The following is an 18,891-nucleotide window of genomic DNA, read 5'->3' as shown; positions in this document are numbered from 1 at the left end:
GTAAAAGAAATGATGAATACTAAAAAAAACCATATCCTAATAGCCCTCCACCTTTACACTGCCGGTGGAGCGGAGCGGCAAGCTCTGTATCTCGCTAAGGGCTTGCAAGATCATGGATATGCGGTTTCGGTTATTGCTTTTGGAGAAGGCAAGGGATTGGCATGGGATCGTTTTCAAGCTGCAGGTATTCATTGTATAGCATTAGGTTTTCGGGAAAAGTTGATTTTGGGGGAGAAAAAAGGCATAAAAGAAAATCTCTTATTTTGGCGCTATCAGCGACAATTGATTAAGACAATTCAAAAATTGCGGGTGGATATTATTCTCCCCTTTACGTATCCGGCTAATGTGATTTATAGCCGATATTGGCAGAAAATGGGAGCCAAAGCTTGCTATTGGAATCAACGAGATGAAGGCCGTTGGTTTAACGGAAGTCAATTTGAATTGAAAGCATTGGAGAATTGTACAGGTATTATTTCCAATAGTTTGGAAGGAAAACTGTTTTTGGAGCAATACACTCAGAGAGCAATCCAGATAATCCATAATGGAATTGAACTACCTATAGAGACAGCTAAACCTGAACTCGTTAAGGATCAATTTCGTGTTGTGATGGTGGCCAATTTACACACTTACAAAGATCATTTGACGTTACTGAAAGCATGGAAGCTCTTTATAGAAAGCAAGCCTGAAAATGCCAGATTGCTTTTGGCTGGAAAAAAGGCTGATACTTACCCTATGCTACAAGCATTTGTAGATGAATACAAATTGAGCGATAGTGTGCAGTTTCTAGATGTGGTGGAAGATGTGTATGCCTTGTTAGCTACATGTCATTTGGCTGTGTTTAGCTCCAATAAAGAAGGCCTTCCCAACGGCATATTGGAATGTATGGCCGCTGGATTGCCTGTGGTTGCTACAGATATCCATGGAGCTAGAGAGGCTTTAGGCAAGAGTGAGTTTTTGGTTGAAAGTGGAAATTTTGAAAGTCTAGGTGCAGCAATATTGAAATTTTATCTACAAGCTGAAAATCGGAAAACTGTTGGTAACCTTAATAGAACAAGAGTTGAAGGATTGTTTTCTATTCCCAAAATGATTGCTCAATATCAATCTATAATTGAAAATGTCTAGCGCCATATCGATAATCATTCCCTGCTACAACCAAGGTCATTTTTTGACTGAATGTGTTGAATCTGTACTTAGCCAAGACTTTAATGATTGGGAAATGCTTATCGTAAATGATGGCTCTACTGACGATACTCTTAAGCTAGCTTTAGACTTTGCCAGCAAGGATAAGCGCATTAATGTAATTGATAAGGAAAATGGAGGTTTGAGCTCCGCTAGAAATGCAGGAATTCAGCAAGCAAAAGGGACTTGGCTTTTATTTTTAGATGCAGATGATTATTTGTTGCCTACCTATTTCCAATGCCTTTCTAATGAATTTGAAGCCCATTCTGCAGAAACTTTAATACAATACGGGTATCAATATGTGGAGGAGGAAAGCAAAAAAGTTATCTACAGCAAAAACTTGAATTCCCCACAAGAACCTTTAATTCCAGGGATATTCAAAGGCAATATTGGGCCCTGTCATAGCTTGGTAATTAGTACCGAGCTGGTGGGCAAAATTGGTGACTTTGATGAAAGTTTGAAAAGTGCAGAAGATTGGGATTTTTGGATTAGAGCTGCCAAAGCTGGGGCAGAAGTAAAACAAATTGAGCATGTATTCGTGGCATATCGCTATTCAAAGGACAGCATGAGTAGAAATGCCTTTAGAATGTATGAGGCATTAAAAAGTGTATCTCAAAGAGCAATAAAAAGGGATGCTCGAATCCAAATCGAAACGAAACTGAATCATGATTATGATTATGATTACAAATCCGTAATTAAAAATTCGCTACTGCAATGTTTGGGCGTCAGCCTGATGCAAGGAAAAGTTGAGGAATCAAGTGAATTGTTCAGAAAAGAAACGACGGAATATTCCTTAACATATCAGTCTAATGACTTTGCCATTATGTGCTCTTACTTATCGTTTCGCTATTGGTATTCCAAAGAAGATCTAAAAAGGGTTTTTAATGAAATATATCCTTCATTTTCACAATTCTTCGATAAAAATCCAATTGATGGCTTGAGCAAAAAGGAATTACTAACTAGTGTATTCAGACGCCATTTGATGCAACGAAATAGGATAAGATTTGGCTTATTTGGAGTTATGGCAAATAGGCTATTTTTGCGATAATATCCTCCCCAGCTCCTTCTCCAACTTCTCCAAATCCACTACAATATCAGCGTATTGTATATGATCGCCTTGGCCAGAATTGATGGTGTAATAGTATTGGTGATTTAATGCTCTCGCTAGATTGAAAAAGCAATTATTGGTATTACTAGAATCGGATTTGAGTTCGAACACAGTTGCACCTTCCTGCATAAAAGTCATATTGGTAAGTCCTGCCCCATGATTACTAATAAGAAATTGCGTTTCGACCATCAGTTTTCGTTGTTGTACAAAAGATAGATCCTCCATATAGTAGCAGCTAATATCATATTTGCTAAGTAATTGTATCAGCGCATCTTCATTTAGTACCCTTCTTCTGTTTGCTTTTGATCGTGAAATGTAGATTCTCTTACTGGGCTTACTAAAATTTCCGCTATCCTGTGAAGCAAAAAAGCTACGAACTTGTTGCATCAATTCAATATTGAAATTACAGGTGCTCAAATGGCTGGTAAGACCTAATTGCTTTATCTTATATTTTTTGAAAGGCTGATAGTAAATGACATTTACTTCAAGAAGCTGAATACTCTCTTGGACAAAGGAAAGCTTTTGGAAACTCTCAGGTAGCAGAATTGGACGTAAGGGTAAATATTGCTTCGCTACCAATATGCGTGGCAGCACATCTGTAACCCAATGAAAGTAGCCTGCACTCCAGTTGTCAATAAGCCAAGTTGCTTCATTGATTGTAATACTTGGGTAGATAATGCTTTTGACATAGGCTTTGAGGCGCTTTTTCCAATGTATAGGTCTTGTGGCGCAATACTGATCCAAAAGCCGTCTTTTGTGAAAAAGGAAATATTGGAGAATGCTGGCATTGTTAAATTCCACCACATGCATTTCGCGGATGGTATTATGAATATCACCATCAAAATGCCGAAAATCCTGTGCTTGATAATTTTCGGGCAATGCTCTTTCAAGGCTGTGCTTTTCAAAAATTACCTGCCTACTCATAAAGGTTTAAAGAATAAAGTCCCAACCCAATCTCCTTGAATCGCTTTAGCAAAAAGTACATAATTTTGATTTAGCATGTATTGTGTGGTTTCGGACTGTATATCCTCCCGCAATTGTCCATGTGACTCTACACAAATAATACTCGGACGGTAGCGGCTCCAATCATTCCCTTTCAATACTTGCAGATCAAGACCTTCCACATCTACCGTCAAAAAATCAATATGTTTTCCGTTTAATTCTTTATCAAAAACCTCCTTCAGTGTTTTTATTTCAATTGGAATAATTGCATCGACATCCTTTGGGTTAATATGCTTTCTTATATAATCTTCTGAAAATGAATTCATCACTGAAAGATTTCCTTTCAGTTTATAATATTGCAAGCTACCCGGCTGATCTGAAACACCGATATTCAGGAAAGTATCTTTAGGTCTTAATTTTTGATAAAGAGGTTTGAAATCCGGGTTGGGATCCACGCATATTCCAGACCATCCGCGCAGGTAGAAGAAGAATGAATTGGAGCCTTTGATGGGATGATGAGAACCAATATCTACAAATTGGCCATTTTGCTTTTGCTTCAAAAGTTGAAAAACTTGTAAATCCTCACCAGCTTTGGCAAAGGAGGTACGAAAACGCAGATAAAAAAATTTCTTAAGCCATTGCATATTGTAAAGCGGATCAATTGAATTCCTAAAGCTAATATCTTTAATTTTAAGCCAATCTATAAAATTTCAAATTGAAAGGCATCTCCATCATCATTTGCACCTATAATGGTCGTACCCGTTTGGAGGCTACACTTGCGAGCGTGGCTGCATTGCGTGTGCTTGCGGGCGCAGGATTGGAGCTATTGCTGGTAGATAATGCCTCCACAGATGGTACCACAGAATATTGCCGAGAGTGGGCAAAAACTAATCAGTTTGAACATTTGCGGGTATTGCATGAGCCTAAGCCGGGCTTAAGTCATGCTAGACAATGTGGTTTTCAAGCTGCCCAATATTCCTACATCCTCTTCTGCGATGATGACAATCACTTAGCGGAGGATTATCTGCAAATTGGTTTTGAGCTATTGGAAGCACATCCACAAATTGGTGCTTTGGGCGGTTTTGGCAAGCCATTATTCGAAGAAGAGGAGCCCGATTGGTTCGAGCGCTTTCATTATAGTTTTGCAGTCGGCCCACAGAATAGCCACTCCGGCAAGATCAACCGCCCAGTTGCCGATGTCTATGGTGCAGGCTGTTTCTTCCGCAAGTCTGCTTTGGAGGCGGTGTATGACGCAGGTTTTAACTCAGCTCTCAGCGATAGGAAGGGTGCAAGTTTAAGTTCAGGTGGCGATGTGGAACTTTGCTATGCCTTACAAATTGCGGGTTATGAAATTTGGTATGAGGCCAAACTCACCTTCTACCACTTTATGCCCGCCAACCGCATGAACTGGGCATATTATCTTAAATTGAAAAAGGCTATTCCTGCCCAACATGCCTTGATGCTAGCCTATAGATTTATGCTAGAAAACAAATCTCGATCTGCCTTTCAGTTTAGGCTTTATTATTTCCGAATGTGGTATAAAGCCAAACTTAACTATTTGGGCTACTTACTAAAAAAGCTCCTCGGCCTAAGTAAAAGCAGCCAAAAAGAGCGGGAGGTGGGTGCCATCGTTCTGCCACAGAAGTTTTATTCCTTTTTTGTGCATTATAGGAGTGCGGGGAGATTGTTTAGGGATTTGGTGAAGATGGAAAGAGGTTTTGGGTTATGAGTTATGGGTGTTGGGCTATGAATTGTGAATGCCTAAATAACGTTGACCGTTTTGGGTGATTGGTTGGAATTGTTGACGGTTGACGGAGGACGGTTGAAGAAGAAGTTGAGGGAGGATAGAGGATGGTTGAGAGAGGTTATGGGTGATGGGTTATAGGTTGTGGATAAGGGTGGAGGAAAGGTTGATTTATGGGTTGACGGTTGAAGAAATGGGTGACAGTTGACGGATCAAGGTTGTCGGTAGAGCCGTAGCACGCTATGGCTGAGGAGGTGAATTTTTGTTAGAAATAAATGATGTTTATCGCGAGGACCTTCAAGGTTTTTAAAACCTTGAAGGTCTGGCTGTTTCCTCAGATTGTTATTGGACAATGCCAAATATATTCGATCCATTTCGTTCCGTTGAAAAAAATCCGTGGAATCGATTAATCCGTTTAATCTGTGATTCAGACAAATGCGGTGAAGCAAGATGCTCCAAAAAGCAGAGAATATTGAAGAGTTGTTGTTGGGTTTGGAGAGCAGTTGATGGAGGTCTAATTCTATTTTTGGATGGTTGAGGCGGGAGGCCCACCCACCACCTACGGCCGGTAAACCTTCGGTCGGTAAATATGCTTTGTGCTATTCCTTTATCCCACGGCTGCACCGTGGGTTAATGATATTTCGCTCCGCTGGAGCTGGAAATCATAGTCTATCAAAAAATCAGTTCAATCATGGTTCAGACAAATGCGGTGAAGCAAGATGCTCCAAAAAGCAGAGAATGTTGAAGAGGTATTGTTGGGTTTGGAGAACAGTTGATGGAGGTCTAATTCTATTTTTGGATGGTTGAGGCGGGAGGCCCACCCACCTATGGCCGGTAAACCTTCGGTCAGTAAAATGCTTTGTGCTTCGACAATATCCCACGGCTGCACCGTGGGTTAATGATATTTCGCTCCGCTGGAGCTGGAAATCATAGTCTATCAAAAAATCAATTCAACCATGGTTCAGACAATTGCGGTGAAAGTCGGATTACAAATCCGATTTATCTGGAGTGCGACATTATAAATATCGAACAGGTTGTTGACTGTTGAAGGAGTGTTGAGAGAAAAATGGATTGTTGCGTTGGAGTTTGGGGATGAAGAAAAGGTGCCGGATTGGGCACCTTTTACTGGGTTAGTGGGTGTTTGTTATTTCCTCTTTCTTTTCCTCTTCCACTTCTTTCTCCTTCTCAGGAGCATTTAGTGGGGGTGATTCATTTGGTGGAATTATGGGAGGAAATTTTTCATCTGGGATTGGAGGTATATCTTCAACTGTGACTGAGGATATTGAAGTTAATACACCTCCTGCGACCAAAGCGTATCCTCCAATTGTGGTAATCGCAGCGGGAAGGGCAATTGGAGAGGCCAAAATAGTTGCTCCCACTGCTCCGATTATCAAGCCAATTCTTCTTATTCTTTTGAAGAATTTTGGAGTAGGCGATTTAACACGCCTGACTAATTCATTTTCGATAGTTTTCATGATAATAATTGTTTGTGTTTGATTTCATCGTCTGGGATCTTAAAAACTCTATTCGTTCAGTAAGGAGTCGAATAGCACCTGTAAGCTCAACTTGTTGCTTTTCTAATTGATGTCGTAGAATAGAAATTTCATTATGGGCTTTTCTGATATCTACTACCATCAAGCGAACACCATAAGCAAGAATAGTGAGTAACAGGGTAAACAACCCTGCTACTACTATTTCTGGGTTTAACCATTCCATGGTTGATTGAGGAATTGAGGAGTACTTAAAATGGCACTCCCTGAGTTAGCAATCTGTATTTCTGTCTTTTTACCAGCCTTTATTGATGCGAAAAGTATGTCGCTCAGTTTATATAGACATCTTTTGGAGTATAGCCCAATTCCTTCTCCAATTATCTTAGAGACTGGAGCTATGCTTCCATCTAATTCCTTAAGCGCATTCTTTGCTGCTACAATTTTGATATTAGATCTGTTTGGAACATTACAGACTTCCACAAAGCAACCCAAATTTTCATTGTAGTTCTTTCTCAAAGAATAAACTCCTTCGGGAATACAAGAGATATTCCTTTTATTATTCTTCCAAGGCAGTTCAATGGTATGGCAGATAAATTGCCCATTGATAAATATCTGACCATTTACACCTAGTGGAAAGTAACTACGTAGCAGTTTAACCCTCATCTTTAGGTATGTAATGGATAATGGAAAGCCCATTATGCGTTCTATTTTGAAGGGCATAAAACTTACCATTAATTTCATCAAGGAATTCTATGCCTACCGCCAAGTATTTGTGGTAAGATTCTAGGCCTTCAATGTTTAAGGTTAAGTTTAGGTTCTCTTGAATTTCTTCAAGCAAAAGATTCTCCGTAGAACTCAAGATTTCTTTTGAGTCTTTATTTTCGAAATCAACTGCTCCTACCGCTGCTAATAATCTGAAATGAGTTGTATTAGGCGGAGAAGAAATTTGCGCGGATGGATTAAGATTCAAGTAGCTTAGAACCAATTCAGCACCATCTAAAGTGATTTCTGGTTGGGGGGCTTGAAGAGTTGCTTCAAGTTTTGCTTGGCTATTGAATTCAAAACCTTTTAATAAATCGATCTCCCCTAAAGCTACCTTTCGTTGTCCTCTATTGCTAACGGGATCTGTTTTAAGTATCCCACTCATATAAGCGAACAATCGATTATGCGTGCGAACATCCTTAATGTTTTTAGAGGAGATTTGGAAAGCTTGACGGAATAACTTCGCCATGGCAGATGCCTCTTGAAATTCAGCCATATTTTCCCTTGTTCTTTGGAAGCGAGGGTCGGACTTAATCCTTTTGCCATCGATTCCACCTTTCATTCTTGCTAGAAAACTATTTTGCCTTTTGTAAAAGGTCACATCATCTAGCGTTCCTTTAATTTTAATAAGACCTGATTGTTTTGCCATGATTAAAAATAATTTGGTGAGCTGCTAATATGAATCATTGGGATTTTGATATGAAATGAATGTTCGTTTTATGCGCATTTTGCGTTTATATGTGTTTTTTTCGCTATGAATGTTGATTGGGGGGAAGTTGACGGTTGAGGAAGAAGTTGATGGAGGAGAGAGGTTATGGGTTATAGGTGATGGGTTGTGAATGCCTAAATAACGTTGACCGTTTTGGGTGATTGGTTGGAATTGTTGACGGTTGAGGAAGAAGTTGATAGAGGATGGAGGATGGAGGATAGAATTGTCGACGGTTGACGGTTGATGGATGGAGAATGCAAAATCAATAGTCTCTTATTTAATCAAAAAAATCCCTGCCCGTCCAGGAGGCGGGATGGTTCAGACAATTGCGGTGAAAGTCGGATTACAAATCCGATTTATCTGGGGTTCGACATTACAAATATCGAACAGTTGGGTTGGTTGGGGGGGAAGTTGACGGAGGACGGTTGAGGAAGAAGTTGATAGAGGATAGAGGATGGAGGATGGAGGATGGAGGATGGAATTGTTGACGGTTGACGGTTGATGGATGGAGAATGTAAAATCAATAGTCTCTCATTTAATCAAAAAAATTCCTGCCCGGCCAGGAGGCGGGATGGTTCAGACAATTGCGGTGAAAGTCGGATTACAAATCTGATTTATCTGGAGTTCGACATTACAAATATCGAACAGTTGGATTGCCATAAAGCCAAATAGGAAGATTAAGTCAAACCAAATTAGGTCATTACAAATTGATATAATTATTGATCTCTCCATTTTAATTGGGTTAAGTGTTAAAAAGCAATTGCCTAAAAGGCATAAAATGGAGGGATAAAAGGTTCAATTAGAAAAAACTAATTGAAAAAAGGAGGGATAGAATATTTGTTTAAGGGAAGTCGGTGTTTGACCGACTTCCCATTGTTCAATCTAAACAAGGCCTGATAATGCCTTCAGGGATACCCGAAAACTGAGCGAATTCCTCAACGGTGATTTCTTGTGATTGCTTTTTGCCATAAAAATCTTTCATTTTTTTTAAAGCCAATTGAGAATACCGTAAGCTTCTACCTGTTAGTCTTTGGATATCTTTTGTGTGAATACATATTCTTTTTGTTCTCATGAATTAAAGAATTTGTTAAGCTTATGAATTTCGATAATTACAAATCACTTTCAAATTCTAATATTACATTCATAGTTGAAAGATGTGTAATTTAATTGACTAGTCTTTACTGAAATTCTCAATGTACTCAATGCACTTTAGTAGTTTTTGTTTAGTTCGATAAGTGATGGAGGATGGAGGACGATTGTATAGAGGTTATGGGTTATGAATTATAGGTGTTGGGTTATGGGTTGTGAATGCCTAAATAACGTTGACTGTTTTTTCTAACTGTTTACCATTTATTTTCTTGAGTGATATTTGAACCTGAGGATTTTTTCCCGCTCCAATATACTATTTACACCTATTCGGAATTTGTAATTCCGAATCAATGATAAAATGGATTTACAATTCACGTCTAAAAAACATATTTGTGGTTTGATAGGGCAAACGGAGAAATTTTGTGATTAGGTCATTTTGCTATTGATCGATTATCGGATTGCAAATCCTCATTATTAGGAGTTTGACATTGCAAATGTCGAACAGTTGCGGTGGCGATGGGAGACCCGCAAGGTTTTCGAAAACCTTGCGGGTCTTTTTAAAAAATTGGACGTATTTTGGGCATTGATCTTTGGGCGAAATTTTGCGATTTTGAGTCGTTTTTCGCTCAATGATCATCGTATTTTTTGGCCTGGCAGCACCCTCCATTTTGGGTGGTTTGCTTCGGCTTTGAACTAATTTGGTGAATCCTTTAGGGATAAAAAAATGAATGTGCGTTTTATTCGCAATATGCGTTTATTGCACATTTTTCGCTTTATTCGTTTTCTTCGTTTTATATATCTTTTTGCGCAATATTCGCTTTATGCGTTTTCTGAAACCTTATTGACCAATTAAACACCAATGGGAAAGCAAGGAAACACCAAGGAAACCCTAAGGTAAACACCCACTAAAATGGGCTAAAATCGAGTGAAAAAAAATTCATATTTTAAATTTATGCATTCAAAATAATAATATTTGAATATTTCCGAAAAAATGACTATCTGCAAAAAGGCGGGTTGATTTGGGCATAATTTGGTCTGAAATTGGGCAAAATGTGCGTGGATAATGAGCTGATTAGGCTTAGGAAATTGAAGGAAATTCAGGACTGTTTTGGATGGTGATTTTGGTGATTTTTTGGTGGATATTTTTAGATAACGGAATATAGCAAACGTTGATGTAGGGAGAAGGGTTGACGGTTGAAAAGAAGTTGATGGAGGATGGTTGATAGAGGTTATGGGTTATAGGTGATGGGTTGTAAATTGTGAATGCCTAAATAATGTTGACCGTTTTGGGTGATTGGTTGGAATTGTTGACGGTTGACGGAAGACGGTTGAGGGCAGATGAGGAGGAGACATCATAATTATTAAAGCATTTGCAAATCAATGCTTTAATTTTTATTTTGGGTTAGATTAAAAGGAATTTGAAATGCCCTCAGAGTCAAATCATCCAAATAAAAATTTTGAACTAAACTTCCTTTTAGGAGATCATGGTGCTGATTTTCAAGTTAAAGGTTGGGTTGAACTTCCCAATGGTCATATCTTCTGGTATGATGTAGGAAATTTTCAAGCAAAGCCATTGGGAAGAATGAAATTCTTAGGAGAAAATGTATTAGTTGGAACTCACAATAGGGATAAAAATCTCTTTGAACCTATCAATACGGCGAAATTTGATTTATATCTGGAAAGCCATAAAACTGGTCTAATTGCTAGCATTATGGGAAATACAATCCCTGCAGATGTTGAAAAATACGGAACAGTTGCCGAAGGGCTTTATTCTGCAGAATACTCAAAATACAAAGGTGATGGAGCACTATTAATCAATGGAGGTGGTGAATTGCCTACGGCTAAGGGCAATCCGAATAATAAGAAAAATTACTCCTCAAATGGGCAATTAAAATCCATTGAAGAACATATTATTAGTGAAATATTTTTCCATAAAGGTAATTATGCTCGACCTTCTCTTTTAACTAGAGCTGGCAAGCCTATATCCGCGGGGTGCCAAACAGGAGGTTCTGGTCCTGGGTCATTGGCTATTTATAGGAAGTTTATAAAACTAACAGAAGGGTTTAGAGGGAATTTTTATTTGAGGGGAGGATGGAAGAAGGGTTGACGGTTGATAGAGGATGGTTGAGAGAGGTTTTGGGTTATGAGTTATGGGTGTTGGGTTATGAATTGTGAATGCCTAAATAACGTTGACCGTTTTGGTGATTGGTTGGAATTGTTGACGGTTGACGGAGGACGGTTGAAGAAGAAGTTGAGGGAGGATAGAGGATGGTTGAGAGAGGTGATGGGTTATAGGTTGTGGATATGGGTGGAGGAAAGGTTGATTTATGGGTTGACGGTTGAAGAAATGGGTTACAGTTGACGGATCAAGATTGTCGGTAGAGCCGTAGCACGCTACGGCTGAGGGGGTGAATTAGAGGAGGGAATTATGTTATCTATAAATGTTGATGCGCACGAAGCCCTTCAAGGGTTCAAAACCCTTGAAGGGCTGGCTGTTTCCTCAGATTGTTATTGGACAATGCCAAATATATTCGATCCATTTCGTTCCGTTGAAAAAAATCCGTGGAATCGATTAATCCGTTTAATCTGTGATTCAGACAAATGCGGTGAAGCTAGATGATTCAAAAAAGCAGAGAATGTTTAAGAGTTGTTGTTGGGTTTGGAGAGCAGTTGATGGAGGTCTAATTCTATTTTTGGATGGTTGAGGCGGGAGGATGCTTTGTGCTTCGACAATATCCCAGGGCTGCACCGAGGGTTAATGATTGTGCTCCGTTGGAGCTGGAAATCATAGTCTATCAAAAAATCAGTTCAATCATGGTTCAGACAATTGCGGTGAAGGTAGATGATTCAAAAAAGCAGAGAATGTTTAAGAGTTGTTGTTGGGTTTGGAGAGCAGTTGATGGAGGTCTAATTCTATTTTTGGATGGTTGAGGCGGGAGGATGCTTTGTACTTCGACAATATCCCACGGCTGCACCGTGGGTTAATGATATTTCGCTCCGCTGGAGCTGGAAATCATAGTCTATCAAAAAATCATTTTTAATTATAGTTCAGACAAATGCAGTGAAGGTAGATGCTCCAAAAAGCAGAGAATATTGAAGAGTTGTTGTTGGGTTTGGAGAGCAGTTGATGGAGGTCTAATTCTATTTTTGGATGGTTGAGGCGGGAGGATGCTTTGTGCTTCGACAATATCCCAGGGCTGCACCGAGGGTTAATGATTGTGCTCCGTTGGAGCTGGAAATCATAGTCTATCAAAAAATCAGTTCAATCATGGTTCAGACAATTGCGGTGAAGGTAGATGATTCAAAAAAGCAGAGAATGTTTAAGAGTTGTTGTTGGGTTTGGAGAGCAGTTGATGGAGGTCTAATTCTATTTTTGGATGGTTGAGGCGGGAGGCCCACCCACCTACGGCCGGTAAACCTTCGGTCGGTAAAATGCTTTGTACTTCGACAATATCCTACGGCTGCACCGTGGGTTAATGATATTTCGCTCCGCTGGAGCTGGAAATCATAGTCTATCAAAAAATCATTTTTAATCATAGTTCAGACAAATGCGGTGAAGCTAGATGATTCAAAAAGCAGCGAATGTTGAAGAGGTGTTGTAGGATTTGTAATCCATCCCATTGTAGAGACAGAGCATGCCCTGTCTCTACTGGGCGCTAGTGAAATCGGACTAAGAATCCTTTTTATCAGTTTTTAACATTACAAATGTCAAACAGATTGAGTGGGTTTATTCCGATAAGTGCTTTTTGCAAATAGCAATAATGAGATATATTGCTTTTTATATTTAACAAAAAATATCATTTTTGCTTTTTAAGTAAAGCAAAATGGAAGAGTTACTATTAGAATTTCAGGCAAAAATCGCACTGACACCTTTAGATTTTCAGCGCTATCTTTTTCGTGAAATTGATTTGAATAACCGATTGATTGCAGTAAAGGGAGCCCGAGGTGCTGGTAAAACTACATTAATATTACAACTCGCAAAAGTAAAATTGCCACTGCAATCAACGCTTTATGTGAGCTTGGATCATATTTATTTTTATGAAAGTAAGTTGTATCATTTGGCCAAGCAATTTGCTCAATATGGTGGGACACATTTATTGCTCGATGAAGTCCACAAGTACCCAGATTGGTCAAGAGAAATAAAGCTGATTTACGACAATATCCCCGAACTCAATATTATTTTCACTTCTTCATCATTGCTTGAAATCTATAAATCAGAATCTGATTTGAGCCGTCGAGCCGTAGGTTATCATTTGAAAGAATTGTCTTTTAGAGAATTTATTGCTTTTGAAACAAAAAAGACCCTTCCAAGATATTCGTTTCTAGAAATTATAAAGGATCATAATCAGATTGCCACTGAGATATTAGGTAAAATCAAGCCAATACCATTGTTTGATAAATATTTGAAAATTGGTGTGTATCCCTATTACAAAGAAAGTGAGAGTCTTTATATCCAAAAACTGCAAAACACCATCAACCTGATAATAGAGGTAGATATAAATGCAGTGGAAGATTTGCAATATGACACTTTGGTCAAACTCAAAAAATTGCTCATAAGCATAGCCTCTAGTGCACCATTTACGCCCAACATCACAAAATTGAGCGAAAGAGTAGGTGTATCACGTAATTTGTTAGTGCAAAGTATAAAGATTCTAGAACGTGCTGGTTTGGTAAACGAATTATACAAAGACGGTTCGGGTATTGGTTTGCTCACAAAACCTGAAAAGCTGTACTTGAACAATAGCAATTTGATGTATGCCTTGGCAAAGGAAAACACCAACATAGGCAATGTACGGGAAACATTTTTTCTGAATCAGTTCAAGGGTTTACACGAAATAAACCGCTCCGAAATTTCCGATTTTGTAATAGACTACACCTATACGTTTGAAATTGGTGGGAAAAGCAAAAGCAAAAAGCAAATAGCTCGTTTAGAAAACGCTTATGTTGCCAAGGACGAAATTGAAATTGGTTTTGGTACAATTATCCCTGTTTGGCTATTTGGCTTTATGTATTAGGGTTTTGTATAAAAATAGATTTTGACTCAATAATAAATTGGGTTAGAAGAAGCTTGATGGCAGTTGATGGTTGTCTAATTCTATTTTTGGATGGTTGAGGCGGAAGGCCCACCCACCTACGGCCGGTAAACCTTCGGTCGGTAAAATGCTTTGTGCTTCGACAATATCCCACGGCTGCACCGTGGGTTAATGATATTTCGCTCCGCTGGAGCTGGAAATCATAGTCTATCAAAAAATCATTTTTAATCCCTACCAACGACAGGCAAGAAAGTTCAGACAAATACTATATGGTGGTTAATTCACTATGAAAACAATGTTGGATTACATATCCTCTTTATCTGTTTACGACATTGCAAATGTCGAACAGTTGTGAGGTAATAATGTCTAGAAGTAAATTGTTTGGATTGATAGAATAAAAAAGCCACCTCTTTTGAAGGCGGCCTTTCTCCCTGTGATGGATTGGTCTATTCTTTACATTACAAAGCAGTGCACTTCTTTTTTAGAAGGCTTATAAAAAATGGTGCCTTGTACCGGATCAAACTCATAAACCGGGTTTTTGTCATTTAGAACAATATTGCTCATTTCTTTGCCTGTAGCTTTATCGATTTGGCGAAGGCCTACATTACCATCTACATCTGTCAATATCAGATTGTAATTTCCTTTTGATTTAGAAGCTTTGAATCGTTGGTTGGCAACTTGAGAAAATGCACTTGACATATCAGATAGCGATTCGGATTGAGCTGCTAATGTACGTTGCTCTACAGTTGTGCCGGCCATGCTTCCGAAACCTCCCGCTCCATAGGCATCTCCTGATTTTGCAGCGGCTGCCACTGCCATAGCAGTAGTAGCAACTGAGAGTGTGCGAAGAGCAATTCTACCTGCCAAACTGATTTTCGGAGATGCCCAATGGTTTTGGTACATAACCTTTCCATTCTCATCAAAACCCATCATATTCTGGCTGGAGCTTAATAGGTAATTTGAACCAGTATATTCCAAATTATCAGGAGTTTCTCTTTCTTCAAATTTCACTTCATCTATGATTTTTTCTTTTTTGCCACTCACTAAGTCAACCATAAACACACTTCCATCGCTGAAGAAGACCTCTTTGTCGATGCTAGACTTTGCACGCAGTAAGCCTTCTCCTTTCAGCTTATCTTTTCCTGTCCATAGGTCTTTTCCATCGAAGCTGAATATGCCTAAATCACCGTCTTCATTTCTGTACATAATACCTACTCCAGTGATTTGATCAATAGCAATTCCTTTCACTTTCTGAGACCATCTTTCTTCGCCAGTATCTTTGTCTAGTACAGTTAGATATTTTTCTTTTTCAGCTACTACAATTCCTCTATCACCCCCGAGATCTACGACCATTCCGTCGAGTTTCTTGGCAGTCCATTTTGTGTCGCCTGTTTCACCATCGAAAAGATTGAAGTTTTTCTCGTCTGCGACAATTACTCCGAATGAAGTAGCTGTCAATTGAGGTGCCTTTTTAGTGGAAAGTTCTTTCTCCCAAAGCTTATTACCGGAGGCTAAATCCACGGCAGTTAATATTCCATTATTACCTCTTTTTTGGTAGAAGTAGCCATCTGTTAGCTTCAAATTCACGTCGAAAGCTTCGAATGTCAATTTCTTATCTTCAACATCCATTCTCCAAAGCACTGATCCATTTGTCGGGTTGAGTTTGGCTACTTGTTTATTGCCAACCACGAGCATGGAGCCATCTTCAGTCATCACGGGTAGCATGTTAGCTGCTATTTCATTGTTTTCCCAAGCTACTTTTCCAGAGTTGAGATCAATAAATTTGGTGATTGTAAAGTCCTTACCGGTTTTTGGGTCTTGCCCATCGCCGCTAATCATTACGCCCTTGAGCGATGGAACATAACCGGATCCATTGTAATTGAAATAGGTGGTTTCTTGACCTAACATACGCATTACAGGCATGCCGGCTGTTTCCGGATCGATAATCATCTCGCCGTTTTTCAGATCGATCAACACCATGTTCTGAACCATCATGTAGTCTGAATAGCGCACCAATGCGTAGTTTGATACATTTGGATCGCTTTCATGCTCTAGAATTTGGATCAGATTTTCGCTATAATCGATTTTCTTTCCGTCTGCTCCTTTGAGTTTTTTGGCAGAATTGTAATACTTTTCATTCGACCAAAGGAGTTTGCCGGTGGAGGCATCAACGCCATGTAAGCCCCAATCGCTTGTGCCAACTAGCAGAATCCCATTTGGAGCCAATCGTGTCCATTCTACTTCTTTGTCGAAGTTTTGCTTCCAGATTGGGTCATTTGCTTGCGCCTGAATCCCTATGCTTAGCGCTAGGATTAGGATAAGACTTGAGATAATATTTTTCCTTTCCATAATTTTAGAATTTATGGTAAAGGTCATTCTAAAACTTACTCAGAGTAATCCCTCATAGTGTGTAAATTGACATACCCACTAGCACGGATAATAAATGGAAGGAAAGGTAAGTGTGTGTGTTAATTACTGATTATCAGTGAAATAAATTTTTTACATCAAATCAATTTTCACTCTGTCTACATTGTCCAATTTCTTTTTGAGGAAAGTTTCAATTTCGTCGATATTGGATTCCATTGCACCGAGCAATACTTTTTCAACTTCGAAATCGCTATTGACTAGATAATGAACTGGAATAGCTGAACCTTGGGTTTCGGTGTCGAGGGTGTTCAAGAGTGAAACCAACTGCGAATCACCACTAATAAGTTTATACTTGAATTCAAAATTTTCCCTCCCGCTTATCCAATTGGCTACATGCTCCCTACTTTCGTCAGACACAGCGATGAATGTGGCTCTGTCTCCATAAGTTTCAACTAATCTGTTCAAGTCTGGAATTTCTTCCAAACAAGGCCCACACCAAGTTGCCCAGCGGTTGATCACAATTGCTTGATTCTTGGCGGTATCAATAGGTGGTAATATGTTTTGCAAGCCTTTTTCCAGTGTTGCTTCATCGGCTTGCTGAGGTTTGGGAGCTCCTTGCATGATATTTAAGCCCAGCCCTTCGCCAAATTGGCCAAATAAAATAACCAACAAGACTGGTACTGCTATGGAAATAATGAGTTTATACATGGGTTTTAATTTTTTAAAATATCATTAAAATTCAGCTTTCTTGATTTTGAACCAAGAGATTAGAAAGAAGGCCAATACATACAGTGGTGTTGGTAAATATTTCCAGCTTGGAGAGTCATCAGGAAGTGAAGCGAGCATTTCTCCTCCAGAAAGCGGGAGGAGAATATTCAAACCAGGGTCTTGGAGTTTTATGATAAAGTAAACAGCAATACCGCCTTCAACCAAGCCAACAACAAAATAGATCAAAATCGCTACACCCGTTCTTTGAATCACCGAAATAAGCAGCACAGCAAGTGAACCATGCACTAATTGAATAAGCATTAAGTTCATCAGCTTAGGGCCAGTAAAATAGCTCAACAAGTTATTCCCTGTTGCAAATTGAGCAATAAGCAAAGCCACAAATGCTAAAAGCACAAATAGAATTACGCCTTGGATGAGCATCCAAAATGTGCTGAATAGAATATCCACCCGCCCGTATCCGCTGATTAATCTTTTGCGAAAAGTGCCTTGGGAGTAATCGCCTCCCAGACTCAGAATAACGAAAAATACAGTGAACAATCTGCCCACAGATGGCATTCCATTAGTTACGATTGCAACACCTGCGGCATCGTTGCCGGCGAATGAAGAGCCATAGCCTATGGCAATTACGATGATAAAGAATATGGCAGATAGAATAATGGAATCTGTTCGCCATAAGCGAGCCCACTCATAGTGAAAAATACGCTTAAGCGGAAAATCTGAATATATACCTTGCTGCATTACATTAGTTCTTATTGGTGAGGAAAAATTCTTCTAAATCGCCATGCTTCTCTCTTAGCTCAGTTGCTTTGCCGTAGAAGAGCATTTTGCCTTTGCGAAGCATCAAAATATCGGTGCAAATCTTTTCAATTTCCTGGAGGTAATGGCTCGAGATGATTACCGTTTTGCCTGCAGCTTGTAAACGCTTTACCAATTCGCGTACAAATACGATTCCTTCCGGATCAAGCCCATTGGTAGGTTCGTCGAGGATGTACAAATCCGGATTGGAAAGCATTGCATCAGCGATTTCAAGTCGTTTCTTCATGCCGTAGGAGAATTTTTTGTAGCTTTTGCTGCCTGTATGGCCAAGTTCGACTTGCTGTAATGCAGCATCAATATCTACATCGGGAAGTCCTTTTACTATTGCTGAAAGTTGCAGATTCTTTTTAGCCGAAAAACCAGTATAAAATGAACCCTGATCCATTGCCACACCAATCCGATGTTTGTTATTTTGAATATTGCTATCACCGAATAACTGAACATTGCCGCTATCAGATTCTCGTAAACCTAGGATTATTCCGAATAGGGTTGATTTTCCGCTTCCATTTGGGCCAACCACGCCGAGTACGGTTCCCGGCTCTACTGCAAAGCTGATGGAATCCAGCACCAATTCCCTACCATATCGCTTCGAAATATTTTCAACTGATAATGTATGCATTCGCTTATATTTTTAACAGGACGTTAATTGTGAAGGAATTTAAGGAAAATTTCATTCACTCTATCAATTGAATGAGTTTATGGATAATATCACGGACTAGCGTACATTTTGGCTGTTTGTTAAATTGATTTGATTAATCAATATCCCCAACTCCTGAATTTGAAAAAATGATTTCGCCAGTGATTTATCAAAACGTTAGTTTATTCTCCTTTTCAAGATCAGTAATTTGTGGTTTGTAAAAAGAGACATCCAGTATCCTAATTCTCACCAAATTGAACTGACAGTTTAACTATTTATTAACCTT

16 protein-coding genes are annotated in these 18,891 nt (G+C 39.2%); 5 read left to right on the top strand and 11 right to left on the bottom strand.

The window, feature by feature from the left end; genetic code table 11:
* Nucleotides 1-9: 9 nt before the first annotated feature.
* Complete coding sequence (locus ACOXY8_RS07600) at nt 10-1,122, top strand: glycosyltransferase (protein WP_458330966.1); 1,113 nt, start codon at nt 10-12, stop codon at nt 1,120-1,122.
* On the top strand, nt 1,115-2,227 hold the full coding sequence (locus tag ACOXY8_RS07595; RefSeq protein WP_458330965.1) for a glycosyltransferase family 2 protein: 1,113 nt from the start codon (nt 1,115-1,117) through the stop codon (nt 2,225-2,227). Before ACOXY8_RS07600 ends, ACOXY8_RS07595 begins: the two co-directional genes overlap by 8 nt.
* Here ACOXY8_RS07595 and ACOXY8_RS07590 read toward each other — a convergent pair.
* Both ACOXY8_RS07590 and ACOXY8_RS07585 read right to left on the bottom strand, forming a co-directional pair.
* A complete protein-coding gene (locus ACOXY8_RS07590; RefSeq protein WP_458330964.1) occupies nt 2,213-3,211 on the bottom strand; it encodes a glycosyltransferase family 61 protein in 999 nt (332 codons plus the stop codon). The two genes, ACOXY8_RS07595 and ACOXY8_RS07590, sit on opposite strands and share 15 nt — an antisense overlap.
* Nucleotides 3,208-3,873 (bottom strand): FkbM family methyltransferase, encoded by a 666-nt coding sequence (locus ACOXY8_RS07585; RefSeq protein WP_458330963.1) that lies wholly within the window; start codon nt 3,871-3,873, stop codon nt 3,208-3,210. The genes ACOXY8_RS07590 and ACOXY8_RS07585 overlap by 4 nt, the downstream gene beginning before the upstream one ends.
* A gap of 71 nt (nt 3,874-3,944) precedes the next feature.
* Here ACOXY8_RS07585 and ACOXY8_RS07580 point away from each other — a divergent pair, with 71 nt between their 5' ends.
* The gene (locus ACOXY8_RS07580) at nt 3,945-4,958 is read left to right on the top strand and encodes a glycosyltransferase (protein WP_458330962.1); all 1,014 of its coding nucleotides are present in this window, start codon (nt 3,945-3,947) and stop codon (nt 4,956-4,958) included.
* 1,145 nt (nt 4,959-6,103) lie between these two features.
* On the opposite strand, the gene ACOXY8_RS07575 is transcribed toward ACOXY8_RS07580, so the two are convergent.
* The 5 genes from ACOXY8_RS07575 to ACOXY8_RS07555 all read right to left on the bottom strand — a co-directional run bounded on the left by ACOXY8_RS07575 (nt 6,104) and on the right by ACOXY8_RS07555 (nt 9,006).
* Complete coding sequence (locus tag ACOXY8_RS07575) at nt 6,104-6,448, bottom strand: hypothetical protein (protein WP_458330961.1); 345 nt, start codon at nt 6,446-6,448, stop codon at nt 6,104-6,106.
* Nucleotides 6,429-6,689: a hypothetical protein gene (locus ACOXY8_RS07570; RefSeq protein ID WP_458330960.1), complete on the bottom strand. Its 261-nt coding sequence runs from the start codon at nt 6,687-6,689 to the stop codon at nt 6,429-6,431. Before ACOXY8_RS07570 ends, ACOXY8_RS07575 begins: the two co-directional genes overlap by 20 nt.
* Nucleotides 6,677-7,126 (bottom strand): DUF5675 family protein, encoded by a 450-nt coding sequence (locus ACOXY8_RS07565; protein ID WP_458330959.1) that lies wholly within the window; start codon nt 7,124-7,126, stop codon nt 6,677-6,679. The genes ACOXY8_RS07570 and ACOXY8_RS07565 overlap by 13 nt, the downstream gene beginning before the upstream one ends.
* Nucleotides 7,116-7,874 carry a hypothetical protein gene (locus ACOXY8_RS07560; RefSeq protein WP_458330958.1) on the bottom strand — a complete coding sequence of 253 codons (759 nt, stop codon included), beginning with the start codon at nt 7,872-7,874 and terminating at the stop codon, nt 7,116-7,118. The genes ACOXY8_RS07565 and ACOXY8_RS07560 overlap by 11 nt, the downstream gene beginning before the upstream one ends.
* Before the next feature lie 937 nt (nt 7,875-8,811).
* On the bottom strand, nt 8,812-9,006 hold the full coding sequence (locus ACOXY8_RS07555) for a hypothetical protein (protein ID WP_458330957.1): 195 nt from the start codon (nt 9,004-9,006) through the stop codon (nt 8,812-8,814).
* Between the two features lie 1,440 nt (nt 9,007-10,446).
* Between ACOXY8_RS07555 and ACOXY8_RS07550 the strand changes: the two genes are divergently transcribed.
* Nucleotides 10,447-11,130, top strand: coding sequence for a hypothetical protein (locus tag ACOXY8_RS07550; protein ID WP_458330956.1), 684 nt, complete (start codon nt 10,447-10,449; stop codon nt 11,128-11,130).
* Nucleotides 11,131-12,847: 1,717 nt separating this feature from the next.
* Entirely contained in the window at nt 12,848-14,038 is a 1,191-nt protein-coding gene (locus tag ACOXY8_RS07545) for an ATP-binding protein (RefSeq protein WP_458330955.1), read from the top strand.
* A gap of 471 nt (nt 14,039-14,509) precedes the next feature.
* On the opposite strand, the gene ACOXY8_RS07540 is transcribed toward ACOXY8_RS07545, so the two are convergent.
* The 4 genes from ACOXY8_RS07540 to ACOXY8_RS07525 form a co-directional block, all read right to left on the bottom strand.
* A complete protein-coding gene (locus ACOXY8_RS07540; protein ID WP_458330954.1) occupies nt 14,510-16,405 on the bottom strand; it encodes an outer membrane protein assembly factor BamB family protein in 1,896 nt (631 codons plus the stop codon).
* 150 nt (nt 16,406-16,555) lie between these two features.
* Nucleotides 16,556-17,131, bottom strand: coding sequence for a redoxin domain-containing protein (locus ACOXY8_RS07535; RefSeq protein ID WP_458330953.1), 576 nt, complete (start codon nt 17,129-17,131; stop codon nt 16,556-16,558).
* Between the two features lie 24 nt (nt 17,132-17,155).
* Nucleotides 17,156-17,890, bottom strand: coding sequence for a hypothetical protein (locus ACOXY8_RS07530; protein WP_458330952.1), 735 nt, complete (start codon nt 17,888-17,890; stop codon nt 17,156-17,158).
* Nucleotides 17,891-17,894: 4 nt separating this feature from the next.
* Complete coding sequence (locus ACOXY8_RS07525) at nt 17,895-18,587, bottom strand: ABC transporter ATP-binding protein (RefSeq protein ID WP_458330951.1); 693 nt, start codon at nt 18,585-18,587, stop codon at nt 17,895-17,897.
* Nucleotides 18,588-18,891: the final 304 nt, after the last annotated feature.

Origin of the sequence: Peijinzhouia sedimentorum (assembly GCF_049340005.1) — a bacterium.
Classification (GTDB): Bacteria; Bacteroidota; Bacteroidia; order Cytophagales; family Cyclobacteriaceae; genus CAXBDP01.
The sequence above is the reverse complement of the archived record's forward strand: the minus strand, read 5'-3'. Positions and strand labels throughout refer to the sequence as shown.